18 protein-coding genes are annotated in these 20,744 nt (G+C 54.1%); 13 read left to right on the top strand and 5 right to left on the bottom strand.

Going from position 1 to position 20,744, the window contains the following annotated elements; genetic code table 11:
• The first annotated feature begins 29 nt into the window (after positions 1 to 29).
• From ACQGQ5_RS02900 to ACQGQ5_RS02915, 4 genes are all read left to right on the top strand, one after another.
• On the top strand, positions 30 to 1,223 hold the full coding sequence (locus tag ACQGQ5_RS02900; protein WP_455735085.1) for a phosphoglycerate kinase: 1,194 nt from the start codon (positions 30 to 32) through the stop codon (positions 1,221 to 1,223).
• A 96-nt stretch (positions 1,224 to 1,319) separates the two neighbouring features.
• On the top strand, positions 1,320 to 2,087 hold the full coding sequence (tpiA, locus tag ACQGQ5_RS02905; RefSeq protein WP_455735086.1) for a triose-phosphate isomerase: 768 nt from the start codon (positions 1,320 to 1,322) through the stop codon (positions 2,085 to 2,087).
• 29 nt (positions 2,088 to 2,116) lie between these two features.
• A complete protein-coding gene (gene gpmI, locus ACQGQ5_RS02910; protein WP_455735087.1) occupies positions 2,117 to 3,628 on the top strand; it encodes a 2,3-bisphosphoglycerate-independent phosphoglycerate mutase in 1,512 nt (503 codons plus the stop codon).
• 234 nt (positions 3,629 to 3,862) lie between these two features.
• Positions 3,863 to 5,482 carry a peptide ABC transporter substrate-binding protein gene (locus ACQGQ5_RS02915; RefSeq protein ID WP_455735088.1) on the top strand — a complete coding sequence of 540 codons (1,620 nt, stop codon included), beginning with the start codon at positions 3,863 to 3,865 and terminating at the stop codon, positions 5,480 to 5,482.
• Positions 5,483 to 5,791: 309 nt separating this feature from the next.
• Here the strand turns inward: ACQGQ5_RS02915 and ACQGQ5_RS02920 are convergent, their stop codons facing one another.
• Positions 5,792 to 6,145, bottom strand: a complete 354-nt coding sequence (locus ACQGQ5_RS02920; protein WP_455735089.1) for a helix-turn-helix domain-containing protein — start codon at positions 6,143 to 6,145, stop codon at positions 5,792 to 5,794.
• A 191-nt stretch (positions 6,146 to 6,336) separates the two neighbouring features.
• Here ACQGQ5_RS02920 and ACQGQ5_RS02925 point away from each other — a divergent pair, with 191 nt between their 5' ends.
• The 4 genes from ACQGQ5_RS02925 to ACQGQ5_RS02940 all read left to right on the top strand — a co-directional run bounded on the left by ACQGQ5_RS02925 (position 6,337) and on the right by ACQGQ5_RS02940 (position 10,812).
• Positions 6,337 to 6,591 (top strand): hypothetical protein, encoded by a 255-nt coding sequence (locus ACQGQ5_RS02925; RefSeq protein ID WP_455735090.1) that lies wholly within the window; start codon positions 6,337 to 6,339, stop codon positions 6,589 to 6,591.
• Positions 6,592 to 6,742: 151 nt separating this feature from the next.
• Entirely contained in the window at positions 6,743 to 7,888 is a 1,146-nt protein-coding gene (locus ACQGQ5_RS02930; RefSeq protein WP_455735091.1) for an LCP family protein, read from the top strand.
• 201 nt (positions 7,889 to 8,089) lie between these two features.
• Positions 8,090 to 10,033 (top strand): methionine--tRNA ligase, encoded by a 1,944-nt coding sequence (gene metG, locus ACQGQ5_RS02935; RefSeq protein WP_455735092.1) that lies wholly within the window; start codon positions 8,090 to 8,092, stop codon positions 10,031 to 10,033.
• 8 nt (positions 10,034 to 10,041) lie between these two features.
• Positions 10,042 to 10,812, top strand: a complete 771-nt coding sequence (locus tag ACQGQ5_RS02940; RefSeq protein WP_455735147.1) for a TatD family hydrolase — start codon at positions 10,042 to 10,044, stop codon at positions 10,810 to 10,812.
• Between the two features lie 55 nt (positions 10,813 to 10,867).
• Here ACQGQ5_RS02940 and ACQGQ5_RS02945 read toward each other — a convergent pair whose 3' ends face one another.
• Positions 10,868 to 11,539 (bottom strand): YjgB family protein, encoded by a 672-nt coding sequence (locus tag ACQGQ5_RS02945; RefSeq protein WP_455735093.1) that lies wholly within the window; start codon positions 11,537 to 11,539, stop codon positions 10,868 to 10,870.
• A gap of 412 nt (positions 11,540 to 11,951) precedes the next feature.
• Between ACQGQ5_RS02945 and ACQGQ5_RS02950 the strand changes: the two genes are divergently transcribed.
• Positions 11,952 to 12,155: a ribbon-helix-helix domain-containing protein gene (locus ACQGQ5_RS02950; RefSeq protein WP_038323073.1), complete on the top strand. Its 204-nt coding sequence runs from the start codon at positions 11,952 to 11,954 to the stop codon at positions 12,153 to 12,155.
• 56 nt (positions 12,156 to 12,211) lie between these two features.
• On the opposite strand, the gene ACQGQ5_RS02955 is transcribed toward ACQGQ5_RS02950, so the two are convergent.
• Positions 12,212 to 14,536, bottom strand: a complete 2,325-nt coding sequence (locus tag ACQGQ5_RS02955; protein WP_455735094.1) for a SpoIIE family protein phosphatase — start codon at positions 14,534 to 14,536, stop codon at positions 12,212 to 12,214.
• Positions 14,537 to 14,824: 288 nt separating this feature from the next.
• On the opposite strand from ACQGQ5_RS02955, the gene ACQGQ5_RS02960 reads away from it, so the two are divergent.
• From ACQGQ5_RS02960 to ACQGQ5_RS02970, 3 genes are all read left to right on the top strand, one after another.
• On the top strand, positions 14,825 to 16,018 hold the full coding sequence (locus ACQGQ5_RS02960; RefSeq protein ID WP_455735095.1) for an aminotransferase-like domain-containing protein: 1,194 nt from the start codon (positions 14,825 to 14,827) through the stop codon (positions 16,016 to 16,018).
• Between the two features lie 17 nt (positions 16,019 to 16,035).
• Positions 16,036 to 17,052: a tryptophan--tRNA ligase gene (trpS, locus tag ACQGQ5_RS02965; protein ID WP_455735096.1), complete on the top strand. Its 1,017-nt coding sequence runs from the start codon at positions 16,036 to 16,038 to the stop codon at positions 17,050 to 17,052.
• Between the two features lie 275 nt (positions 17,053 to 17,327).
• A complete protein-coding gene (locus tag ACQGQ5_RS02970) occupies positions 17,328 to 18,860 on the top strand; it encodes a lipopolysaccharide biosynthesis protein (protein WP_455735097.1) in 1,533 nt (510 codons plus the stop codon).
• 24 nt (positions 18,861 to 18,884) lie between these two features.
• Here the strand turns inward: ACQGQ5_RS02970 and ACQGQ5_RS02975 are convergent, their stop codons facing one another.
• Positions 18,885 to 19,133 (bottom strand): helix-turn-helix domain-containing protein, encoded by a 249-nt coding sequence (locus ACQGQ5_RS02975; RefSeq protein WP_038323065.1) that lies wholly within the window; start codon positions 19,131 to 19,133, stop codon positions 18,885 to 18,887.
• A 128-nt stretch (positions 19,134 to 19,261) separates the two neighbouring features.
• Between ACQGQ5_RS02975 and ACQGQ5_RS02980 the strand changes: the two genes are divergently transcribed.
• Positions 19,262 to 19,522, top strand: a complete 261-nt coding sequence (locus ACQGQ5_RS02980; RefSeq protein WP_455735098.1) for a helix-turn-helix domain-containing protein — start codon at positions 19,262 to 19,264, stop codon at positions 19,520 to 19,522.
• 34 nt (positions 19,523 to 19,556) lie between these two features.
• Here ACQGQ5_RS02980 and alr read toward each other — a convergent pair whose 3' ends face one another.
• The gene (gene alr / locus ACQGQ5_RS02985; protein WP_455735099.1) at positions 19,557 to 20,744 is read right to left on the bottom strand and encodes an alanine racemase; all 1,188 of its coding nucleotides are present in this window, start codon (positions 20,742 to 20,744) and stop codon (positions 19,557 to 19,559) included.

Here is a 20,744-nt window from a genome sequence, read left to right on the forward strand (position 1 = left end):
TGTTATCATAATATAAAGGAGTGCTAGGCATGAATTATCTCAACAAGAAAACCGTGGAGGACATTGACGTTTCCGGAAAACGGGTACTGGTCCGCTGCGATTTCAACGTCCCGTTCGACGCGGAAGGCAATATCACCGATCCGAAGCGTATTGACGAGGCACTGAAGACCATTCGGTATTTAATCGGTCATAAGGCAAAGATAATCCTCTGCTCCCATTTGGGCCGCCCGAAGGGCGAATTCAACATGAAATACTCCCTCGCGCCTGTTGCCAGATACCTGTCCAAGGCCCTTGGCCAGGAAGTAAAGATGGCTTCCGACGTCATCGGCGACAGCGCAAAAAGCATAGCCGCCTCCCTGAAAGACGGAGAAGTGGAGCTGATCGAAAACGTCCGCTTCCATAAAGAAGAAGAAAAGAACGATCCTGAATTTTCAAAGCAGCTCGCCTCCCTGGCGGAAATCTACGTCAACGACGCGTTCGGCACCGCGCACAGGGCACACGCTTCCACGGCGGGCGTAGCGGCGTATCTCCCCGCGGTCTGCGGATATCTGATTCAGAAGGAAATCACCATCATGGGCGGCGCGCTCAGCAACCCGAAGCGCCCGTTCGTCGCCATTCTGGGCGGCGCGAAGGTTTCCGACAAAATCGGCGTGATCACGAACCTGCTGGAAAAGGTCGACACCCTCATCATCGGCGGCGGCATGGCCTACACCTTCATGAACGCGCTGGGCTACGCCATCGGCACTTCCATCTGCGAGAACGACAAGGTCGAGCTCGCGAAGGACATGATGGCGAAGGCAAAAGAGAAGGGCGTTAAATTCCTGATCCCGATCGACAACGTGGTCGCCACGGAATACAAACCCGACGCCGAGCATAAGATCGTCGATTCCGACCAGATTCCGGAAGGCTGGATGGGCCTTGACATCGGGCCGAAAACCTCCGCGCTGTTCTCCGAGGCCATTCAGGGCTCCGGCACCGTCGTGTGGAACGGACCGATGGGCGTTTCCGAATGGGACAACTTCGCCGCCGGCACGATCGCGGTCGCGAAGGCGGTCGCAACCAGCGGCGCGATTTCCATTATCGGCGGCGGCGATTCCGCAGCTGCGGTCGAAAAGTTGGGCTTCGCCGATAAGATGACCCATATTTCCACCGGCGGCGGCGCTTCCCTTGAGTTCCTGGAAGGCCTCGAGCTGCCCGGCATCGCCTGCCTGAACGACAAATAAAAAAGCAAGCATTTGCTTGTACGTGAAAATGCGGCAGCCTGTCTGCCGCATTTATAACAAAATCGGAAAATTAAATTTTTAAAGGAGAGATGCTTTATGAACAAAAAGCTGAGAAAAGCAGTCATCGCCGGCAACTGGAAAATGAATAAAACCCCCGCCGAGGCAACCGAACTGATCAATGCGATCAAGCCCCTGGTAAAAGGCGCGGACTGCGGCGTTGTCGCGTGCGTGCCCTATATCGACCTTGCCGCCGCGCTGGAGGCCGCGAAGGGCTCCGACATCGGCGTCGGCGCCCAGAACTGCCACTGGGAAAAGAGCGGCGCCTTCACCGGGGAAATTTCCGCGGACATGCTGGTTTCCACGGGCGCGCAGTACGTGATCGTCGGCCACAGCGAGCGCAGGACCTATTTCGGTGAAACGGACGTCACCGTAAACAAGCGCGTCCGCGCGGCGCTGGACAGCGGGCTTTCCGTCATCCTCTGCGTGGGCGAATACCTGGAGCAGCGCGAACAGGGCATCACCGACGAGCTGGTCGCCATGCAGACCAAAATCGCTCTCGGCGGCGTCAGCGGGGACGAGCTGAAAAAGATCATTATCGCCTATGAGCCGATCTGGGCTATCGGTACCGGCAAAACGGCGACCGCGCAGCAGGCCAACGAAGCCTGTGCCGCCATCCGCGCAGCCGTCGCGAAGCTGTACGGCACGGCGAGCGCCGACGCGATCACCATTCAGTACGGCGGCTCCATGAATGCCAAAAACGCGGCGGAACTGCTCGACCAGCCCGACGTGGACGGCGGCCTGATCGGCGGCGCTTCCTTAAAGCCGGCCGACTTTGCGGAGATCGTAAAGGCTGCAAGCAGGTAAAAACACTCCGAAAGGCAGGTTGGTCAAACATGAAAAAACCTTTAATACTGATGATACTCGACGGTTTTGGGATCGCCGGAGAGAGCGGAAACGCGATCAAGGCGGCGCACAAACCAAACATAGACCGTCTCTTTGCAAATAACCCCGTCACGCAGATCGGCGCCTCCGGCCTTGACGTCGGCCTTCCGGACGGCCAGATGGGAAACTCCGAGGTCGGCCATACCAACATCGGAGCGGGCCGTATCGTTTATCAGGAACTGACAAGGATTACAAAATCCATTCAGGACGGCGATTTTTTTGAAAATCCCGCCTTTCTTGCCGCCGCGGACAACGCGGCGAAAAACGGCGGCGCCCTGCACCTGATCGGCCTGCTTTCCGCGGGCGGCGTGCACAGTCACAACCGGCACCTTTACGCGCTGGTCGAGCTGGCCAAAAGACGCGGCTGCAAAAAGGTCTACGTTCATGCCCTGCTGGACGGCCGCGACGTTCCCCCGGATTCCGGAAAGGGCTATGTCGCCGAATGTGCCGAAAAGCTCAGGGAGATCGGCGTGGGTGAAATCGCCACCGTGATGGGCCGCTACTACGCGATGGACCGCGACAACCGCTGGGAGCGCGTGGAAAAGGCATACGCCGCCATGGCGTACGGAGAGGGAATCCAGTGCGGCGACCCGGTTCAGGCTGTTGAGGATTCCTACCGGAAAAAAGTAACCGACGAATTCGTCGTTCCCACCGTCTGCGCAAAGGACGCCGCCGTCAAAGCGAACGATTCCGTTATTTTCTTCAATTTCCGGCCCGACCGTGCCCGCGAAATCACGCGTACCTTCGTTGATCCGGACTTTCAGGGCTTTGAGCGCAGAAACGGGTTCTTCCCCCTCACCTACGTCTGCATGACGCAGTACGACGCTACCATGCCCAACGTTCTGGTGGCCTTCAAGCCCCAGTCGCTGAAAAACACCTTCGGCGAATATATTTCCGACAAGGGCCTGACCCAGCTGCGGATTGCCGAAACGGAAAAATACGCCCACGTCACCTTCTTTTTCAACGGCGGTGTGGAAAAACAGTATCCGGGCGAAGACCGCGTCCTGATCCATTCCCCCAAGGTCGCGACCTATGACCTGCAGCCCGAAATGAGCGCATATGAGGTCACGGACGCTTTGGTGGAACGCATCAAAAGCGGAAAATACGACGTCATCATCCTGAACTTTGCCAACTGCGACATGGTGGGCCACACCGGTATTTTCAGCGCGGCCAAGGCCGCCGTGGAAGCGGTGGACGCCTGCGTGGGCAGGGTGGTTCACGCCATTTCCGAGGCGGGCGGCGTCGCTCTGATTACGGCCGACCACGGCAACGCCGATAAAATGTACGAAGAAGACGGTTCGCCCTTCACCGCGCACACGACAAATCCCGTTCCGTTCTGTGTGGTCGGCTATCCGTGCAGGCTCCGCTCCGGCGGAAGGCTGGCGGACATTGCCCCGACCATGCTCAAAATTCTGGATCTTCCCCAGCCGCCGGAAATGGACGGCGTCAGCATCATCGAATGATTTTTCACCGGCAAAACTTTAAATGGATCTAAAAAAACTGCCGAAAATCGCGCAGGCGCGGCCTTGTCGGCAGCCCGAGCTCTTTCCCTTATGGGAAGGAGCTTTTTTGTGCTTATCCGACCGTATGAATCCCCTCCGCGCAGAAAAAGATAACAATTATGTTAACCTCGTTGCAATAGCACAGAAAAAATGATAAAATAATGGAATCCCGCAAACCAAGGGGTGACTGAACGATTGCTGAAAAGAATGACGGCAGCCCTGCTCTGCCTTACAATATTATTTTCTTTTTCCGGATGCGGAAAAAACGAACCAAAAAACGCGAATAAAAAATTCAACTACTATCTTGCCTCCGAACCGAAAACGCTGGATCCTCAGATCGCATCGGACAGTGCCGCCGCAGTGGCGGTCGAAGCACTGTTTGAGGGATTGACGCGCCTTGGCGCGGACAATCGCCCCTACCCGGGCGTTGCGGAAAAATGGGTCGGCAGCGAGAACGATACGGTATTTACCTTCACCCTGCGCGGCAGCGCCAAATGGTCGGACAAGGAAAGGACGCCCGTCACCGCGAACGATTTTGTCTATGCGTTTCGGCGCGCGCTTTCTCCGCAGACCGGATCGCCGACCTGTTCCCGCATGTTCTGCATTCAAAACGCCAGGGAAGTGAACGCCGGAACGGTGCCCGCCGACCAGCTCGGGGTAACCGCCCCGGATACCCATACGCTGGTGGTGCGGCTCAACTATTCCTATCCGGACTTCCCCGCCATCACCGCGGCGCCCGTCTTTATGCCCTGCAACCAGAAGTTTTTTGAAAGCACTTCGGGGCGTTACGGCCTGGAAATAAATTACCTGATTGGAAACGGCCCCTTTGAAATAGACGGAAAGTACGGATGGTCCCACGGCCAGTACCTCAACCTTGTCCGCTCCGACACCTATTCCGGAAAACAAAAGCCGCTGCCGTCCAAGCTGAAATTCACCGTGCAAAACGAGGATAACGCGATTACCGACCCGGTCGACGCGCTCAAAAGCGGCACGGTGGACGCGATCGCCGTTTCCGGCAGTCAGGCCGCCGCCGCACAGTCGCAGGGCTGCACCATCACCTCCTTTGAGGATACGACTTGGGGCCTCTGCTTTAATACGCAGTCCGAACTGATGAAAAGCAAAAATATCCGGCGGGCCTTCCTCCAGGCCTTTGACCGGGCAAAGGTGCTGCAGCACCTGCCGAAAAACATGTCCGCCGCAAACGATCTCATTCCCCCGTCCACCACCCTGCTGGGCAAGCCTTACCGCAGCCTTGCCAACGGCGGCTCCTACTTTTTAAAGCAGGACAAAAACGCGGCGGCTCTTCTGGCCGCGGGGCTGAGCGAACTTTCCCTTTCAGAGCTGAAAAGCGTGACCGTCATCTGCCCCGACGACGCCAACGTCAAGCTGATGCTCAATGAAATGATCGCTTCCTGGAACGTTCAGTTCCACAATTACTTCAATATGGAGCCGCTTCCCGAAGACCAGCTCGTATCCCGTATCCAATCGGGAGACTATCAGATCGCGCTGTGCCCCGTCCAGCCGGCCAGCGACGGCCCGCTTTCCGTTCTGTCCCTGTTTAAAAGCAGCGAGAAGAACAATCCCGCCAAATGGAAGGATTCCGCTTTCGACGCCCTGCTGGACAGCGCGGAAAAAAACGGCGGAGCGGATTCCGCCGCGATTTTCGCAAACGCGGAAAAGTATCTGAATGAACAGGGCGTGTTCTATCCCCTGTACTACGAAAAGCATTACTACGCCTCCTCAAAGGGCGTGACCGGGGTCGTTTTCCACCCTTACGGCGCGGGCGTGGATTTCATCCAGGCCGGAAAAGAATAGTATCACACAGCAAAAAGGCTTCCACCCACGGGCGGAAGCCTTTCCTATGAAGCTGTTATCCGAAAGCAGCAAGAAACACGGAGGCAATCATCACCGCCGCGCAAAGGATGGCCACCGCCCGAACCAGCAGCTTACGCATGTCGATACGGTGTCCCGGCGTTTTACGGGTCTGCATTCCGATCTCCTCCTTTTTCTGCCGGTTTATCGATTTATTATAGCAAATTATTATGGCAAAATAACAAAAAGAGCCGTGAACATTCTGTGAATTTTCATAGCGGACCTCTTATCGTTCCTTTTATTTGAGCAGTATCATATGACCGTCCCGGAAAAATCTCTCCTTTTGATTCCTCTCTGATACTCTACTTTGGCCATTCCCATGACGTTTTCCCGTCCCCGCTGGTCCATGGCGCGGTAATACTCAAGAAGCAGCTTTTCCTCACTCCCGATCGGCCCGGTCAAATCCGGCCCATCGGACCGCCCGAACAGATAATCCAGCGTCACATGATAATAATCGGCAAGAATACAAAGGGATTCGTAGTTTAATTGTCTTTTCTGATTTTCGTACATACAATATGCTTCCCGTGATATATTTAAAAGGGCTGCTATGTCATTTTGAGTGAGTTTATGTTCCGTGCGAAGCTCCTTTAATCTTCGAGCAACCACTTTATCATCCCCTTACGGAAATTATACAGTTTAGGAAATTTACAAGCAATTTATGTAACAAACAGTTACTAAATTTGCCGAAACTTGTGTAAATATGTTGACTAAGTAACGAAACGTTACTATAATGATATGTAGTAATTCTATTGCAGGATTTTTGTTACCGGCTTGTAAGTAGGAAAGGCGGTGTGTGAATGAGTGAGAAGATGGTAGAGTATATAGCTGAATCATGCAAACTGTATATTTCCAATATTCGGCTGCCGGAAAACAGCGCCGTCATTCTGCCCGTGGTAGAAAGCATGGAGCCCAGCCTCTTTTCCGCCGAGGATTGGAGCACCAGTCTTTCTTACATTTTCATGAAACCCCTGAGCTTTCAAACACCGGCCGCCGCCAAGGACTACTATTTAAAAGAGCTTCGAAGAAAATCCCCCGACGGCAGCCTTACGTAATCTGCCTGTTCAAAATTCTGATCCATCTGAAAACAGCGTACTGAAAGCAGGAACCTCCGCTTTCTTTTTTTAGTTTACATAACTATTGACATGCGAGCGGAATTGCAATAGAATAAGACTGCTTTGTGTATTACGTTTTTTGAGGTGAAATATGAACAGACAAAACCGCGACAGCCGGTCTCAGCGCAAAGGTGTTGGTTCCGGGCCGCGAAACGCGGGCAGAAGAACAAATTTTGACACCGGTGAAATCGACCGATACCATTATGTGGACCGCGATATTTACAGCAGCGGCAGCCAGCCCGTACGGCGGGGAGGCAAAAAATACGGCAGGAAAAAAAGCGGCCTGAAGAAATTTCTCACGGGCCTCCTGTGCCTGATCCTGATTGTATGCGCAGGCGTTTTCGTATATGGAAAATATCTGATGTCGCGCTTGGACCGGTCGGAGGAAATCAACACTTCGAAATATATTGAGCAGCCCAGCGCCGCACCCGCGTGGGGTGTTATTTCGGACAACCAGATCACCAATATTCTGCTGATCGGCACCGACAAGGGAGACGACGGGAACAGCAGCCGAAGCGATACCACCATGCTGATTTCCATCGACACAAAAAACAAGACGCTCCGTCTGGTTTCCTTTCTGAGGGATTTGTACGTCGAAATCCCCACAATGAAGAAGCAGAAGCTGAACGCGGCCTACACAAAAGGCGGCGCGGCGCTTACCATGCAGACCCTGGAGAACAATTTCAGAATCAATATAGACAAGTATATTTCCGTTGACTTTGAGAATTTTGCCACCATTATCGATAAAATGGGCGGCCTTGACATTCAGATGGATCAAAAGCTCTGCGACGCGGAAAACCGCAATATGGGCTGCAGCCTGAAGCCGGGGGTCAATCATCTGGACGGCCGGCTGGCGGTGTATTACGCCCGGATCCGCGAGACGGACAGCGACTTTGGCCGTACCGGCAGGCAGCGCGAGGTCATGGAGCTGATGATTAAAAAGCTGGAAGGCATGAGCCCGGTTAAAATCAACAGCATGATGAATGAATTTTTGCCGCTGGTCAAGACGAACCTCACCGATTCGGAGCTGATGTACCTTGCTTCCATCGCGGGCTCCGTTGCCAACTATCCCATGAAAACCATGCATGTTCCAAACCTGAACACCTATACCGAACCCACCATCAAGGGAATCGGAGAAGTGCTCGATCCGGATCTGCCGGAAAACTGCCGGCTTTTAAGGGCTTTTCTCTACGGTGAAAATGCCGGAGCCGGCGAATCCGGCACGGCTCCAAATTAATCATATCATAAATCTGCCGTCTCATTGTACCGCTTCGGGATTGATGTCAATTTCGGAGCGGTATTTTTCGACAAAATTTGTGATTCCGACGGGTAAGTCCGCCATGTTTCTTTATTTTATATTCCCTATTGATGAAAATAATGGTATAATATTAGAATTAATCACTTTATTTGAGAATACTATTCTCTTGGAGGCTGAAAAATGGACAAAAAAACTTTTTACATCACAACGCCTATCTATTACCCCTCGGGTAAGGCGCATATCGGGCACAGCTACTGCACCGTTGCCAGCGACGCAATCGCGCGCTACAAGCGAATGCAGGGCTACGACGTGATGTTTCTGACCGGTACGGACGAGCACGGCCAGAAAATTGAGATCAACGCCGAAAAAGAGGGTGTGACCCCCAAGGAATATGTCGATAAAATTGTCGCGGGCTTTCAGGATTTGTGGAAGCTTCTGAATATTTCCAACGACCGGTTTATCCGCACCACCGACGATTATCATGTCCGGGCGGTACAGAAAATCTTCAAAACCCTCCATGATAAAGGGGAAATTTACAAAGGAAAATACGAGGGCTGGTACTGCACCCCGTGCGAATCCTTCTGGACGGAGACCCAGCTGAAGGACGGCAAATGCCCCGACTGCGGCAGAGAAGTCAAAAGGGCCAACGAAGAGGCCTATTTTTTCCGTCTGTCCAAATACGCGGACAGGCTGTTGAAGCTTTATGAGGATCAGCCGAATTTCATCCAGCCGGAGAGCCGCAAAAACGAAATGATCAATTTCATCAAGCAGGGACTGGAGGACCTGTGTGTCTCCCGCACCAGCTTTACGTGGGGAATCCCCGTCGATTTCGACCCGAAGCACGTCGTATATGTGTGGCTGGACGCTCTGACCAACTACATCACCGCGATGGGCTACGGTTCGGACGATGATTCCGATTACCAGAAATACTGGCCCGCCGACGTGCATTTTGTCGGCAAGGAGATCGTGCGTTTCCACACCATCATCTGGCCCGCCATGCTGATGGCGCTCGGCCTTCCCCTGCCCAAACAGGTCTACGGCCACGGCTGGCTTCTGTTCGGCGACGGCAGCAAGATGAGCAAATCGAAGGGCAACGTGGTCGACCCGGTCGTCCTGTGCGACCGCTACGGCGTGGACGCCATCCGTTACTTCCTCCTGCGGGAAATCCCGTTCGGCGCGGACGGCGTATTCACCAACGAAGCGTTGATCGGCCGCATCAATTCCGACCTTGCGAACGATCTGGGGAACCTTCTCTCCCGCTCCACCGCCATGGCGGAGAAATACTTCGGCGGCAAAATTCCCACCGAACGGGAAAGCGCCCCCCTTGACGACGAGCTGATTCAGACCGCGCTCGGGCTGCGTCAGAAATGCGACGACGCGATTGCCGGCTATCAGTTCAGCAACGCGCTGACCGAAATCTGGAAGCTGATCGCCCGCACCAACAAATATATCGATGAAACCATGCCCTGGGCTTTGGGAAAGGACGAAACAAAGCGCGCGCGCCTGGCCGCGGTTATTTACAACCTCTGCGAGAGCCTGCGCATCGTCTCGATTCTGATTACGCCCTTCATTCCGGAAACGGCGCCGAAAATTCAGGCACAGCTCGGCGCGAAGGCGGACGTGCTGACCTATGACGCTGCGGCGAAATGGGGACTTCTGCCCGCCGACGCGGTGATTTCCAAAGGGGAAACGCTGTTCCCGCGCATCGACGTGGACAAGGAAATCGAGGAGCTGAACAAGCTGATCCCGAATCCCGCCGAGGAAAAGAAGGAAGCCCCCGCGGAAAAGGAAATCGAAGGCATTGCGCAGATCGGCATCGACGATTTCGGAAAGGTCGAGCTGCGCGTCGGTAAAATCATCGCGTGCGAGCCGATCAAGCGCGCAAAGAAGCTGCTGAAGCTGACGATCGACGACGGAGAAGGCCAGAGGACGGTCGCTTCGGGCATTGCGAAATGGTATCAGCCGGAGGACCTGACCGGGCACAGCATCATTCTGGTCGCAAACCTGAAGCCCGCCGTGCTGTGCGGCGTGGAAAGTCAGGGCATGATTCTGGCGGCGGATGCCGGAGAAGACGTAAAAGTGATTTTCGTGGACGGAATTCCCGCCGGGAGCAAAGTCCGCTGATGATGGATATGCTGAAGCCTATTTTCGATTCCCACGCGCATTACGACGACGAAGCTTTTGACGACGACCGCAGCGCGGTTCTGGCCGGGCTGCCCGGCCGCGGGATCTGCAACGTGATCAACTGCGGGGCGGATCTGGACTCCTCCCGCGCTTCCGTCCGGCTGGCGGCGGATTATCCGTATCTTTACGCCGCCGTGGGCATCCACCCGGAGTGTGTCAGGGACGCGCCGGAAAACTATCCGGAGCAGCTGGAAGAGCTGCTTCATCGGGACAAGGTCGTCGCGGTCGGAGAGATCGGACTGGACTATCATTTTGAAGACAATGCGCCGAGGGACGTACAGAAGGCGGCGTTTGAAAACCAGATTCTGCTGGCGGAAAAGCACCGCCTGCCGATCATCGTGCATGACCGCGACGCGCACGGGGACACGATGGAGATTCTCCGCAAACACAAGCCGTCCGGCGTGGTGCACTGCTTTTCCGGCAGTGTGGAAATGGCGATGGAGTGTGTCCGGCTCGGCATGTATATCGGTCTGGGCGGAGCGGTCACATTCAAGAACGCGCGCGTACCCGTGGAGGTGGCGGCCGCCGTTCCGCTGGAACGGATGCTGATGGAAACGGACTGCCCGTATATGGCTCCGGTCCCGTTCCGCGGAAAGCGCAACGATTCCACCCTGATCGCCTATACCGCCGCGCGGATCGCTGAAATCCGGGGAATTACCGTGGAAGAGCTTTTAACGGTTACACGCGGAAACGCGGAAACACTGTTTCATATCGGATAACAAAAAAGGAAGCGCGTTTTTGAAACGGCTTCCTTTTTTATGATCCTTTTTTCCGTTACCACTGGCGGCCCGGGTCGTCGGCCATCATGTTAACCGTACCGGCAGGATAAAACACAGAGTAATGGTCGAGCACGGCGTTCGCGCCGTTCGCCTTGGAATCCGGGAACACCATCAGCATTTTATAGTCCTTGCTGACAACGTATCCGATGATCCTGTCGCTGCCCGAGGTTACATCGTAATCCGGCTCGCCGAAAACCTCTTCCGTTTTGGAAAGAGTGATTTCTTTCAGCCGGCTGTCAAACGACCTGACTTCAAAAAGCTGAGAGCCCTTGTTGAAGCCGAACACGAAGCCCTTCTTGGAATAGGTCGCGTAGGTTCCCTTGGCGGCGGCAATGTATTCGGATTTGTCTTCCTTGCCCCACTTTTCCTCTACATCCTCAATTACATTGGATTGAACCGCGAAATCGCAGTTCATCACTTTTCCTTTTACCGCTGTCTCTTTCATCAGCTTGAGAAGATCCGCCTGAGCGTCGGCCGGCTGGGAAGATTCCGGCGCCGAGCTGACCTCGGAGGCGACGGAGGAGGAAACAGCTTCCGAAGAGACCGGTGCGGAGGAGGCGATCTGGGAGCTTCCGGAAGAGTTGAAATTGGAGCAGCCCGCCATTGCCGCGAGCGTACACGCCGCACAGACGCAGGCTGTCAGTGTTCTTTTCACATTCAATGTCATAATCGTACTCCTTCATTTTCATAGTATGGTTACGCTTTACCGGCGGACTTTTGCGAGCCCCGCCTTGAACAACATACTACCCCTCCATGGAAAAAATATCAAGTACTATGTGGAAGTATGCAGAAAGCTATTTTGTAAATTTTTTCTAAAATTACTTGTCACCTTTATTTTTTACCCCGATTTGCATTTTTACAAAAGTTTCGTCTGATTTTATATACATCTCCTCCGTTCTTTGCTGTACCAGCTTTAACTGCTCGATTGTGTTTGTTATCTGGTTGAAAAGCGTCGTATACATTCTCTGGTAATCCGGCAAAGGAACCGCCTCCACTATAGAATTTATTTTATAACATAAATTATAACATATATTCAATAGAATTTCAAACATATAATATGTTTGGAAGCAGGTGACCGCATGGAAAACCGAAAAATAATTATAAAGGCCAAGGCGCCGAAGGGCGAGGATGGGTACAAAACCTTTTCCATACGCATCAGGGAGGAAACGGCTGCGGCCATTGACGAACTCTCTTCAAAAAGCGGAAGAAGCCGGAATGAACTGATCGGCATTTTTCTGGAATATGCTGTTGAGAACTGCGAAATTGTACCGGAAGAGAAGTAAAAAAAGTAAAATCAGGGCGGGAGGTAATGCCTCCCGCCCTCTTCCGGTCACCGTCCTTATTCGTTTTCTCTTACTTTTATGACCAAAGCAGTGATATCGTCGTCGTGTCCGTCGGTGCGTCGGGCAATCGCCTGTGTTACGATTTCCTCTGCAAGCTCCTGCGGGATCTGGCCGTCCCATTTCTCCACCGCTTCACAGATCCAGTCGTCCCCCGCGGCGAGCGCCCCGTCGGAAAGCATGATCAGCAGATCGTCCTTTTCCAGGCTGTCCGAGGATTTGGTAAAATTGATTTCGTTCAGGATGCCGATCGGCAGGCCGGGAGCGTCGATCACCGCGGCCCGCCCCGATTTGCGCAGCACGCTGATGGGCGCGCCGGCCTTCATAAATTCAAGGTTCCCGTTGAAAAGGTCAAGCGCGGCCAAATCAACGGTCGCGAGCGATTCGTCGCCCGATTTCACCATCAGTGCCGAATTTACGATTTTGAGCGAAGCGTCGAACCCGATGCCGGCCTTAACCAGACGGGACAGAATCCCGCAGGCCATCGCGCCGTCCACCGCCGCGCGGCCGCCCGTCCCCATTCCGTCGCTGATGATCGCGATCTGTCGGCCGTTGCCGTCGGGGAAGGCGTCCCAGCTGTCGCCGCAGAGCTGCCTGTTTCCGCAGGAGTGCTGGGCGCATCCGGTCTGTACGCGGTAGAGGGGACGCTCCGAAATCTGCAGCCTGCACTTCCCCTTTACCGTGCTGATGCAGGGCTGCTGGAAGCTCCGGCCGCACGCGCGTGAAATTTCGTCCGTAAGCTCGGCTTTGTTCAGGCGGACGCCGTCCAGCTGGGCGGTGATGATTTCGATCGACATGCGGTCGAAACGGTCCGTGCGGCAGCTGATGTCAATGGGCAGGATGCCCGCCCCGCGCAGGACTTCCCCGACCTTCTGCGCCGCGGCAAAATCAAACTGCTCGTAAAGCTCAAGCTCCGCCGCCATATCCTCCAGCATGTTGCTGGTGGTGGTAAACTGGTCGGAAACCATGCTGCGCACCTGCTGCGCGCGGCTGTCCGCCGCGTCCCTGATCACGAATTCATTATAATTGGCGTTGACGCTGTCCATAACCACCGGCAGCCTGCTGCAGTGCGCGGCAAACTGCGCGCTAAAATCAGAGCGCTCGGCCTTCCCTTTCGCCCTGAGCTTCTCCGTCAGGTCGTTGAACACGTTCATGCTCTCGCTGTAGTTGCGCTCCCAGCAATAGACCTTTAACCCGCAGCTGCAGCAGACGTCGTCTATCGTTTTCTTGTACACGCCGTTGATGTCCGGCGCGCACGCAGTATAAAGCTTTTTGGAGACTTCCTCCACCGATTCGGAGACGCTGCCGAGGGCCTTCGCGGCGTAATCAAGCTTCATGATAACCGAGCGGCGAAGGCCGTCGGAACGGGAGGTATCGTCGGCGTGGGAAAACAGGCCGATCAGCGGCGCTCCGACCTTCTGCGGCAGCAGCATATAAAAGACGGTCGCCGCCATCACTTCGTAAAGCCCCCCGACGACGGCTTCCTGATTGCCCACCTGAAGCGAGGCGACCGCGTTGGAAAAAATGAAGGCGACTACGGACGCGAGCTGCCCGACCGGGGAAAATACGCCCGCCATCATGCCGCCGAGCGCGTAGGCGCCGGAAAGATAGTTCAGGCCCGAGGTGGAAAGGCTAAACACAATGCCCGCCGAAATGCCCGCCACGCTGCCGCCGGCAACACCGCCGTAGCGCGCGGCAAACAGGATCGCCACCACCGCCAGCACGCGCCCGAGCGAGACCGGGCCGATGCTCAGGTTGGAAAGCGACAGCAGGACCACGCCCGCCGACAGCGCCGCACAGGCGATTTCCTGCGGGTTCATGGTGCCGACGCCCCTGCCGGAAGCGATCACCTTGGACGTACGCGCAAAGAAGTACGCCATCCCGCCGGCAAGGAGCGCTTCCGCCACATACATCGCCACGGTCGTCGAAGCGGAGCCGTTGACAAAGACGATGGCCATGCCCGTACAGAACACCGGGAGAAACGCCGTCGCGGGGGCAAAGCCCGGATGCATTTTGAGCTTGATAAGGTCATTCAACGTCCAGCGGATCGCCGCGGCAGCCAGAACCGCCGCTATATAATGTACCGGCACAGCCGCCGGAGAAGGCAGCAGATACCCCGCCGTGCTCCCGAGCACAACGCTCCAGATCCCCGAGTACGGAAATGCCGCGACCGCCGCAACGCCGAACGGCGCGTATTTTCCGAATACCAATCCCCGTGAACAGAGCAGCGCCACCGTGAAATAAACCACCTGCTTTGCAACAGCCTTTGTAGGGTCCAAAGCAGCCGCCGTAAAGCTGACGCGCCCCGCCTTCGCTTTTAACATTCCTATCACCGCCATACATTATTTGGAAACTTGTCCATTTTTTGCTAAAAATAATTATACTATATGTATATGGTTGCCATTGTCATAACGCGCCGTAAAAATTTGACGTTTCCAATCGCTTTATAAGTATTTTTATAAATTGTACGGTTTTTTATAGTCTTTCCCCTGTTTCTGTGGTAAAATAATCGCAAGCGATGATTTTACCCGCTTCGCCAATTTATAAAGATACCGCAACGGCGCGGTACGCCTGTGGTATCATAAAATCAACAGTAATGAGAGGGTGACAATATGGAATACCAATTTTCCGACCGCGTTTTATCGCTGAAACCGTCGGCAATCAGGGAAATCTTCAAGTATGCCTCCGATCCAAGCGTGATATCACTCTCTGCGGGCAATCCCGCGCCCGAGGCCTTCCCGGTGAAGGAAGTCAGTGAGATTTCCGCGCGGATTCTGTCGGAGCGGCCCATCGACGCGCTGCAGTACAGCATCACCGAAGGCTACGCGCCCCTGCGCGAGCACCTCTCCTGCTATATGAAAAGCATACACGGCGTAGGCCGTGATTTTGACAATATTCTGATTACGAGCGGAGCCCAGCAGGTCATGGACCTGGCGACGAAATCGCTCTGCAACGAGGGCGACGTGGTGATCTGCGAGGCGCCGAGCTTTATCGGCTCGCTGAACACCTTCCGCTCCTACAACTGCCGCCTGCGCGGGATCCCGATGGAGAGCGACGGCATGGACATGGCCGAGCTGGAACGCGCGCTGCAGGAGGAAACAAACGTCAGGTTCATTTACACCATCCCCAATTTCCAGAATCCGTCCGGCATCACCATGAGCTGGGAAAAACGGCGGCGCCTTTACACCCTGGCCAAAAAATACGGCGTCCTGATTCTGGAGGACAACCCCTACGGCGACCTGCGTTTCTACGGGGAGCACATCGAGGCGGTCAAGTCGCTGGACGAAGAGGGGCTCGTCATTTACGCCGGCACCTTTTCAAAGGTGATCTCCCCCGGCATGCGCGTGGGCTATGCGATCGCGCCGCGGGAGATTTTACAGAAAATGATCGTCTGCAAGCAGGGCGAGGACGTACACACCAACATCTGGTCCCAGATCGTCTGCCATGAGCTGATGACAAAATACGACTTCGACGCGCATCTGAAACGGCTGCGCGAGGTCTACCTGAAAAAATCCGCCATTGCGACGGCCGCGCTCGACAAATACCTCGCGCCGGAAGTGACCTACAATCCGATCGAGGGCGGTCTGTTCCTGTGGTGCACTCTGCCGGACGGGATCGATATGACCGATTTCTGCAGTCAGGCGGTCGGGCGCAAGGTCTGCGTCGTGCCGGGCAACGCGTTTCTGACCAATGAAAACGATCCCTGCCAGTCTTTCCGCATCAATTTTTCCACTCCCACCGACATCCAGCTGTTGAAGGGAATTCAAATTCTGGGCGAGCTTGCCCGCGATATCATCAGGAATTAATTTGGAGGCATTCAAAAATGGAAACAGCCGACACCGAGCGCAAAAAGGTCATCTTCAGCGCCATTCAGCCGAGCGGCACGATTACCCTCGGCAACTACCTGGGAGCGCTCAAAAACTGGATCAGCCTGCAGGATGAATACAGCTGTATTTTTGCTCTGGCCGATCTGCACACCATCACCGTCCGTCAGGAGCCCGCGAAATTCCGCCGCAACGTGCTGGAAGCGTACGCGCTGCTGCTGGCCTGCGGCATCGACCCGGAAAAAAGCCCGTTCTTCATCCAGAGCCACGTCTGCACCCACTCCGAGCTTGCGTGGGTCCTGAACTGCTACACGCAGTTCGGCGAGCTGCAGCGGATGACGCAGTTCAAGGACAAATCGGCCAAGCACGCCGACAATGTCAACGCGGGCCTGTTCACCTATCCCAGCCTGATGGCGGCGGACATCCTGCTGTATCAGGCGGACCTTGTCCCCGTGGGAGCCGACCAGAAACAGCATCTGGAGCTCACCCGCAATATTGCGGAGCGTTTTAACGGCATTTACGGCCGGACCTTCACCGTACCGGATGCCTATATTCCCAAGCAGGGCGCGCGCATCATGTCCCTGCAGGAGCCGACCAGAAAAATGAGCAAGTCCGATGAAAACGCCAATGCCTATGTCGCCATTCTGGATAAGCCGGAGGACATCATGCGCAAATGCAGGCGCGCGATTACGGACAGCGAAGCCTGTGTCCGCTGCGGGGAAGGCAAGGACGGCATCAATAACCTGATGGGCATTTACTCCTGCGTGACCGGGCTTTCCAACGAGCAGATCGAGAAAGAGTTCGAGAATAAAGGCTACGGCGATTTCAAGACTACCGTGGGCGAAGCCGTGGTGGAGCATCTGCGCCCCATTCAGGAGCGGTACGCCGACCTGATTAAAAACAGGGATTATCTGGAGCAGTGCTATACCGAAAGCGCACAGAAAGCGCTTTCCATTTCCGTACGCACCCTGAACAAGGTCATGAAAAAGGTCGGTTTTATTCCAAGAGCCTTTTGAGCCACGGCAACAAAGCAAAACAGGGACAGTCCCTATGGATGAAGCGACCCCGAAAAGTTAGACAGTATGGTATACTGACAGCGATTGGGGAGCCCTTCATAAACGGGGGCGTCCCTGTTTTATTGCGTTATTTCAAGGTGTAAATACAAAATTTCTTGCCTGCTGCGGAATTTGTCCGACATATACTGTTAATGGCCCGTCAAAGATAAATTCATAAATAAATGATAGGATAGAATATCCGGCGGAATTCATTTTGGACAGAAAGGCTGTGAACCATGCGCAGTAAGAACTCGATCAGGAATATTATTGTCAATGTCGGCAGCCAGCTGTTCAGCATTCTGCTGAGTTTCCTGTGCAGGACCATTTTCATCAGAACCCTCGGGGAGGCTTATCTGGGGATCAGCGGGCTGTTCAGCAATATCCTGACTCTGCTTTCCCTGGCCGAGCTGGGCGTAGGCACCGCGATCATTTTCAGCATGTACAAACCGCTGGCGCAGAACGATCACAAAAAAATCGGGGCGCTGATGGCCCTGTACAAAAAGGCCTATCACACCATCGGGCTGATCGTCGGCATCGCGGGCCTTGCCTTTACCCCGTTTTACCCGTACTTTATTAAAAATGACCCCGGGATTCCGCACCTGACCGTCATTTATCTGCTGTATATTTTCAGTACGGTCATCACTTATTTTTTCTCCTACAAACAGTCCATTATTGTGGCTGACCAGAAGAATTATGTCTGCACTTTATATCAGTACGGCTTCTGCATTTTGCAGAATATCCTTCAGATTGCCATCCTGTTTCAGACCCACAACTTTATTCTGTACCTCTGCGTGCAGATTCTGTTCAGCTTTTTCACGAACTTCTTCCTTGCGCGCAAGGCGGATCAGATGTACCCATACCTCAGGCAGTACAAAAAAGAAAAGCTCGGCAGGGACGACAGGTCTTCCATTATCAAAAATATCCGCGCGATGTTTATGCACCGGATTGGCTTTACAGTGGTCAACGGAACCGACATCCTGCTGATTTCCCGCTTTTCGGGCATCGTCAGCGTAGGCATCTACTCAAACTACTTCCTGATTACCAGCACCCTGCGCCAGCTGACCTCGCAGATTTTCAGCGGAATCACGGCCAGTGTAGGGAATCTGGGCGCGCTGGAGGACAGAAAAAAATCGTACGATATTTACCTTTCCATCAATTTTGCGTGCTTCTGGATTTTCAGCTTCTGCTCGATCAGCCTTTTCTGCCTTTTCAACCCGTTCATCGTCCTGTGGACAGGGCGGAAGAGCCTTCTGTTCGCCCTTCCCATTGTTTTTGTCATTGCCCTCAATTTCTTCGTCACCGGTATGCGGCAGGCGACGCTGACCTTCCGTGACGCGTTCGGCCTGTTCTGGTACGACCGTTACAAGGCGGTTCTGGAAGCCGCGGTAAACCTGATCTTTTCCATTATCCTGGTACAGCGGTACGGAATCATCGGCGTTTTTGCCGGGACCTTTATCAGCACCATGACGATCGATTTCTGGGTGGAGCCGCTGGTCCTGTTCCGGCACGGCTTCCACCGCCCGGTCGGAACTTATTTTGCGCGGTACGTCTATTACGCCGTGCTGACAGGGCTGACAGGATATTTCACCTATCTGTGCTGCTCCTTCCTGCCCGGCGCCGGGTTTTGGGCTTTCGCCGTGAAATGCGTGATCTGCCTTCTTGTGCCCAACACGGTTTATCTGGTTCTGTTCTGGAACACCCGCGAATTTCAGTATTTGAAAGGCTTTGTAAAATGGCCCGGATCCCGCAAAAGTGAACGGAAAGCGTAAAAATACCGTAAGCCTGAATTGGGCTTACGGTATTTCTTTTATATCATCAAACTGTAAAAGCTTATAGGGCGGAATTTGAAAAGCGTCGGCAAGCGCAAAAAGTGTTGCCAAAGAAATGGGCTGAATAAAGGAAGGAGTCTCTACCTGAGAAAGATACCCGGGGCTGATGCCTATTTTCTCCGCCAATTTTTCCTGCGTCCAATTGTTCAGCTTGCGATAATATGCTATTTTCAGGCCAATCTGCACGTACCTGCTTTTATCTAAATTGTTCATTTTTTCACCCTAATATAGTTTAACCTATTGTTTTTTGTTATATAACATGATAGAATATATAATATTATAGGTTATACATGGAATTACTACAGGCCATTTCAATAGCATAGCAAAGAGGGGTTTGGGAAATGCGGCAAAGTACACTCATTCATTGCAGGGAACCGGAAGTTTTACTGGAAGAACGCCTGAAAAAGTTACGGAAAAGCCGCTGCTTTACACAACAGCGAATTTCTGAACTGCTTGGGATTGATCGTTCAAGCTATTCCTATTACGAAACGGGCAAAACAAGACCGAGTATTAAAATGCTGATAAAGCTGTCCTGCATTTATCAAGTCTCCATCGACTATTTAGTCGGAAACAGGCAGGATAAAAATGACTGCAATGATTAAAAATCATTGCAGTCATTTTTTATTGAGAACAATTTTATTTACAGATATAATTCAGCTCGCCGACTTCTTTTCCGTCCTCGTAGTAGATGCGCGGCACGCGCTTTGAGATCATGCAGACAAGCTCATAATTGATGGTGTTGTTGTAACCGGCAAGCTCCTCCAGCGTAACGCAGGCGTCCCCGTCGCGGCCGAACACGGTCACAATATCGCCCTCTTTTACGTCGGGAATGGAGGTGACGTCCAGCATCAGCTGATCCATGCACACCCGGCCGATGATCTTTGCCTTATGCCCGCGCACGAGCATGCTCGCCTTGATATAGAGGTGCCGCGGGTAGCCGTCCGCATAGCCGATCGGCACGGTCGCGATTTTTACCTGTTTCTTTGCAATATATTTCCTGCCGTAGCTGACGCTGGTCTGCGGTTCAACGGTTTTCACCAGCGACACAACGCTTTTCAGCTCCATCGCAGGCATCAGCTCCACGGCATTTTTCATCCTGTCCGACGGCATCAGGCCGTACAGGATCACGCCGGGGCGCACCATGTCAAGCTGCATATCCGGGTAATCGAAGATCGCGGCGGAATTCGCGCAGTGGCGGATTTTGAAGGCGATGCCGCGCTGTCCCAGCAGGGCAATCGCTTTCATCAGGTTGTCAAACTGCATGATGGTATAGCCGCGGCCGCCGTTGCCCTCATCGGCGACGGCGAAATGAGTAAAAATGCCTTCCGGGTCAAGCGACGGCAGCTTGCAGACGGTTTCGATCTCATCGATCACGCCGCCGTCCCTGGCGGGGTTCTGGTACAGAAAGCCGATGCGGCTCATGCCCGTATCCAGCTTGATATGAACGCGCACCGTAACGCCCGCTTTGACCGCTTCGGCGGAAAGCGCCTCGCCGTACCCGGCGGAGAACACGGTCTGCGCAATGTTCAGTTCGCACAGCTGCGCGGCCATACAGGGCGGTGTGTAGCCCAAAATCAGAATCGGCAGGCGGATTCCGGCGCTGCGGATCTGCATTGCCTCCTCCAGATTGGAAACGGCGAACCAGTCCGCGCCCAGCTTTTCATATTCCTTCGCGAGGGCCTCCGCCCCATGGCCGTAAGCGTCCGCCTTGATGACACAGCAGACCAGCGTTTCCGGCCTGAGCTGTTCACGGATCGTTTCAAAATTGTGGTCAATTGCGTCAAGGCTGACCTCGGCCCAGGTTCTTCTGAAAAATTCACTCAT

It is taken from the genome of Caproiciproducens sp., from assembly GCF_053840905.1.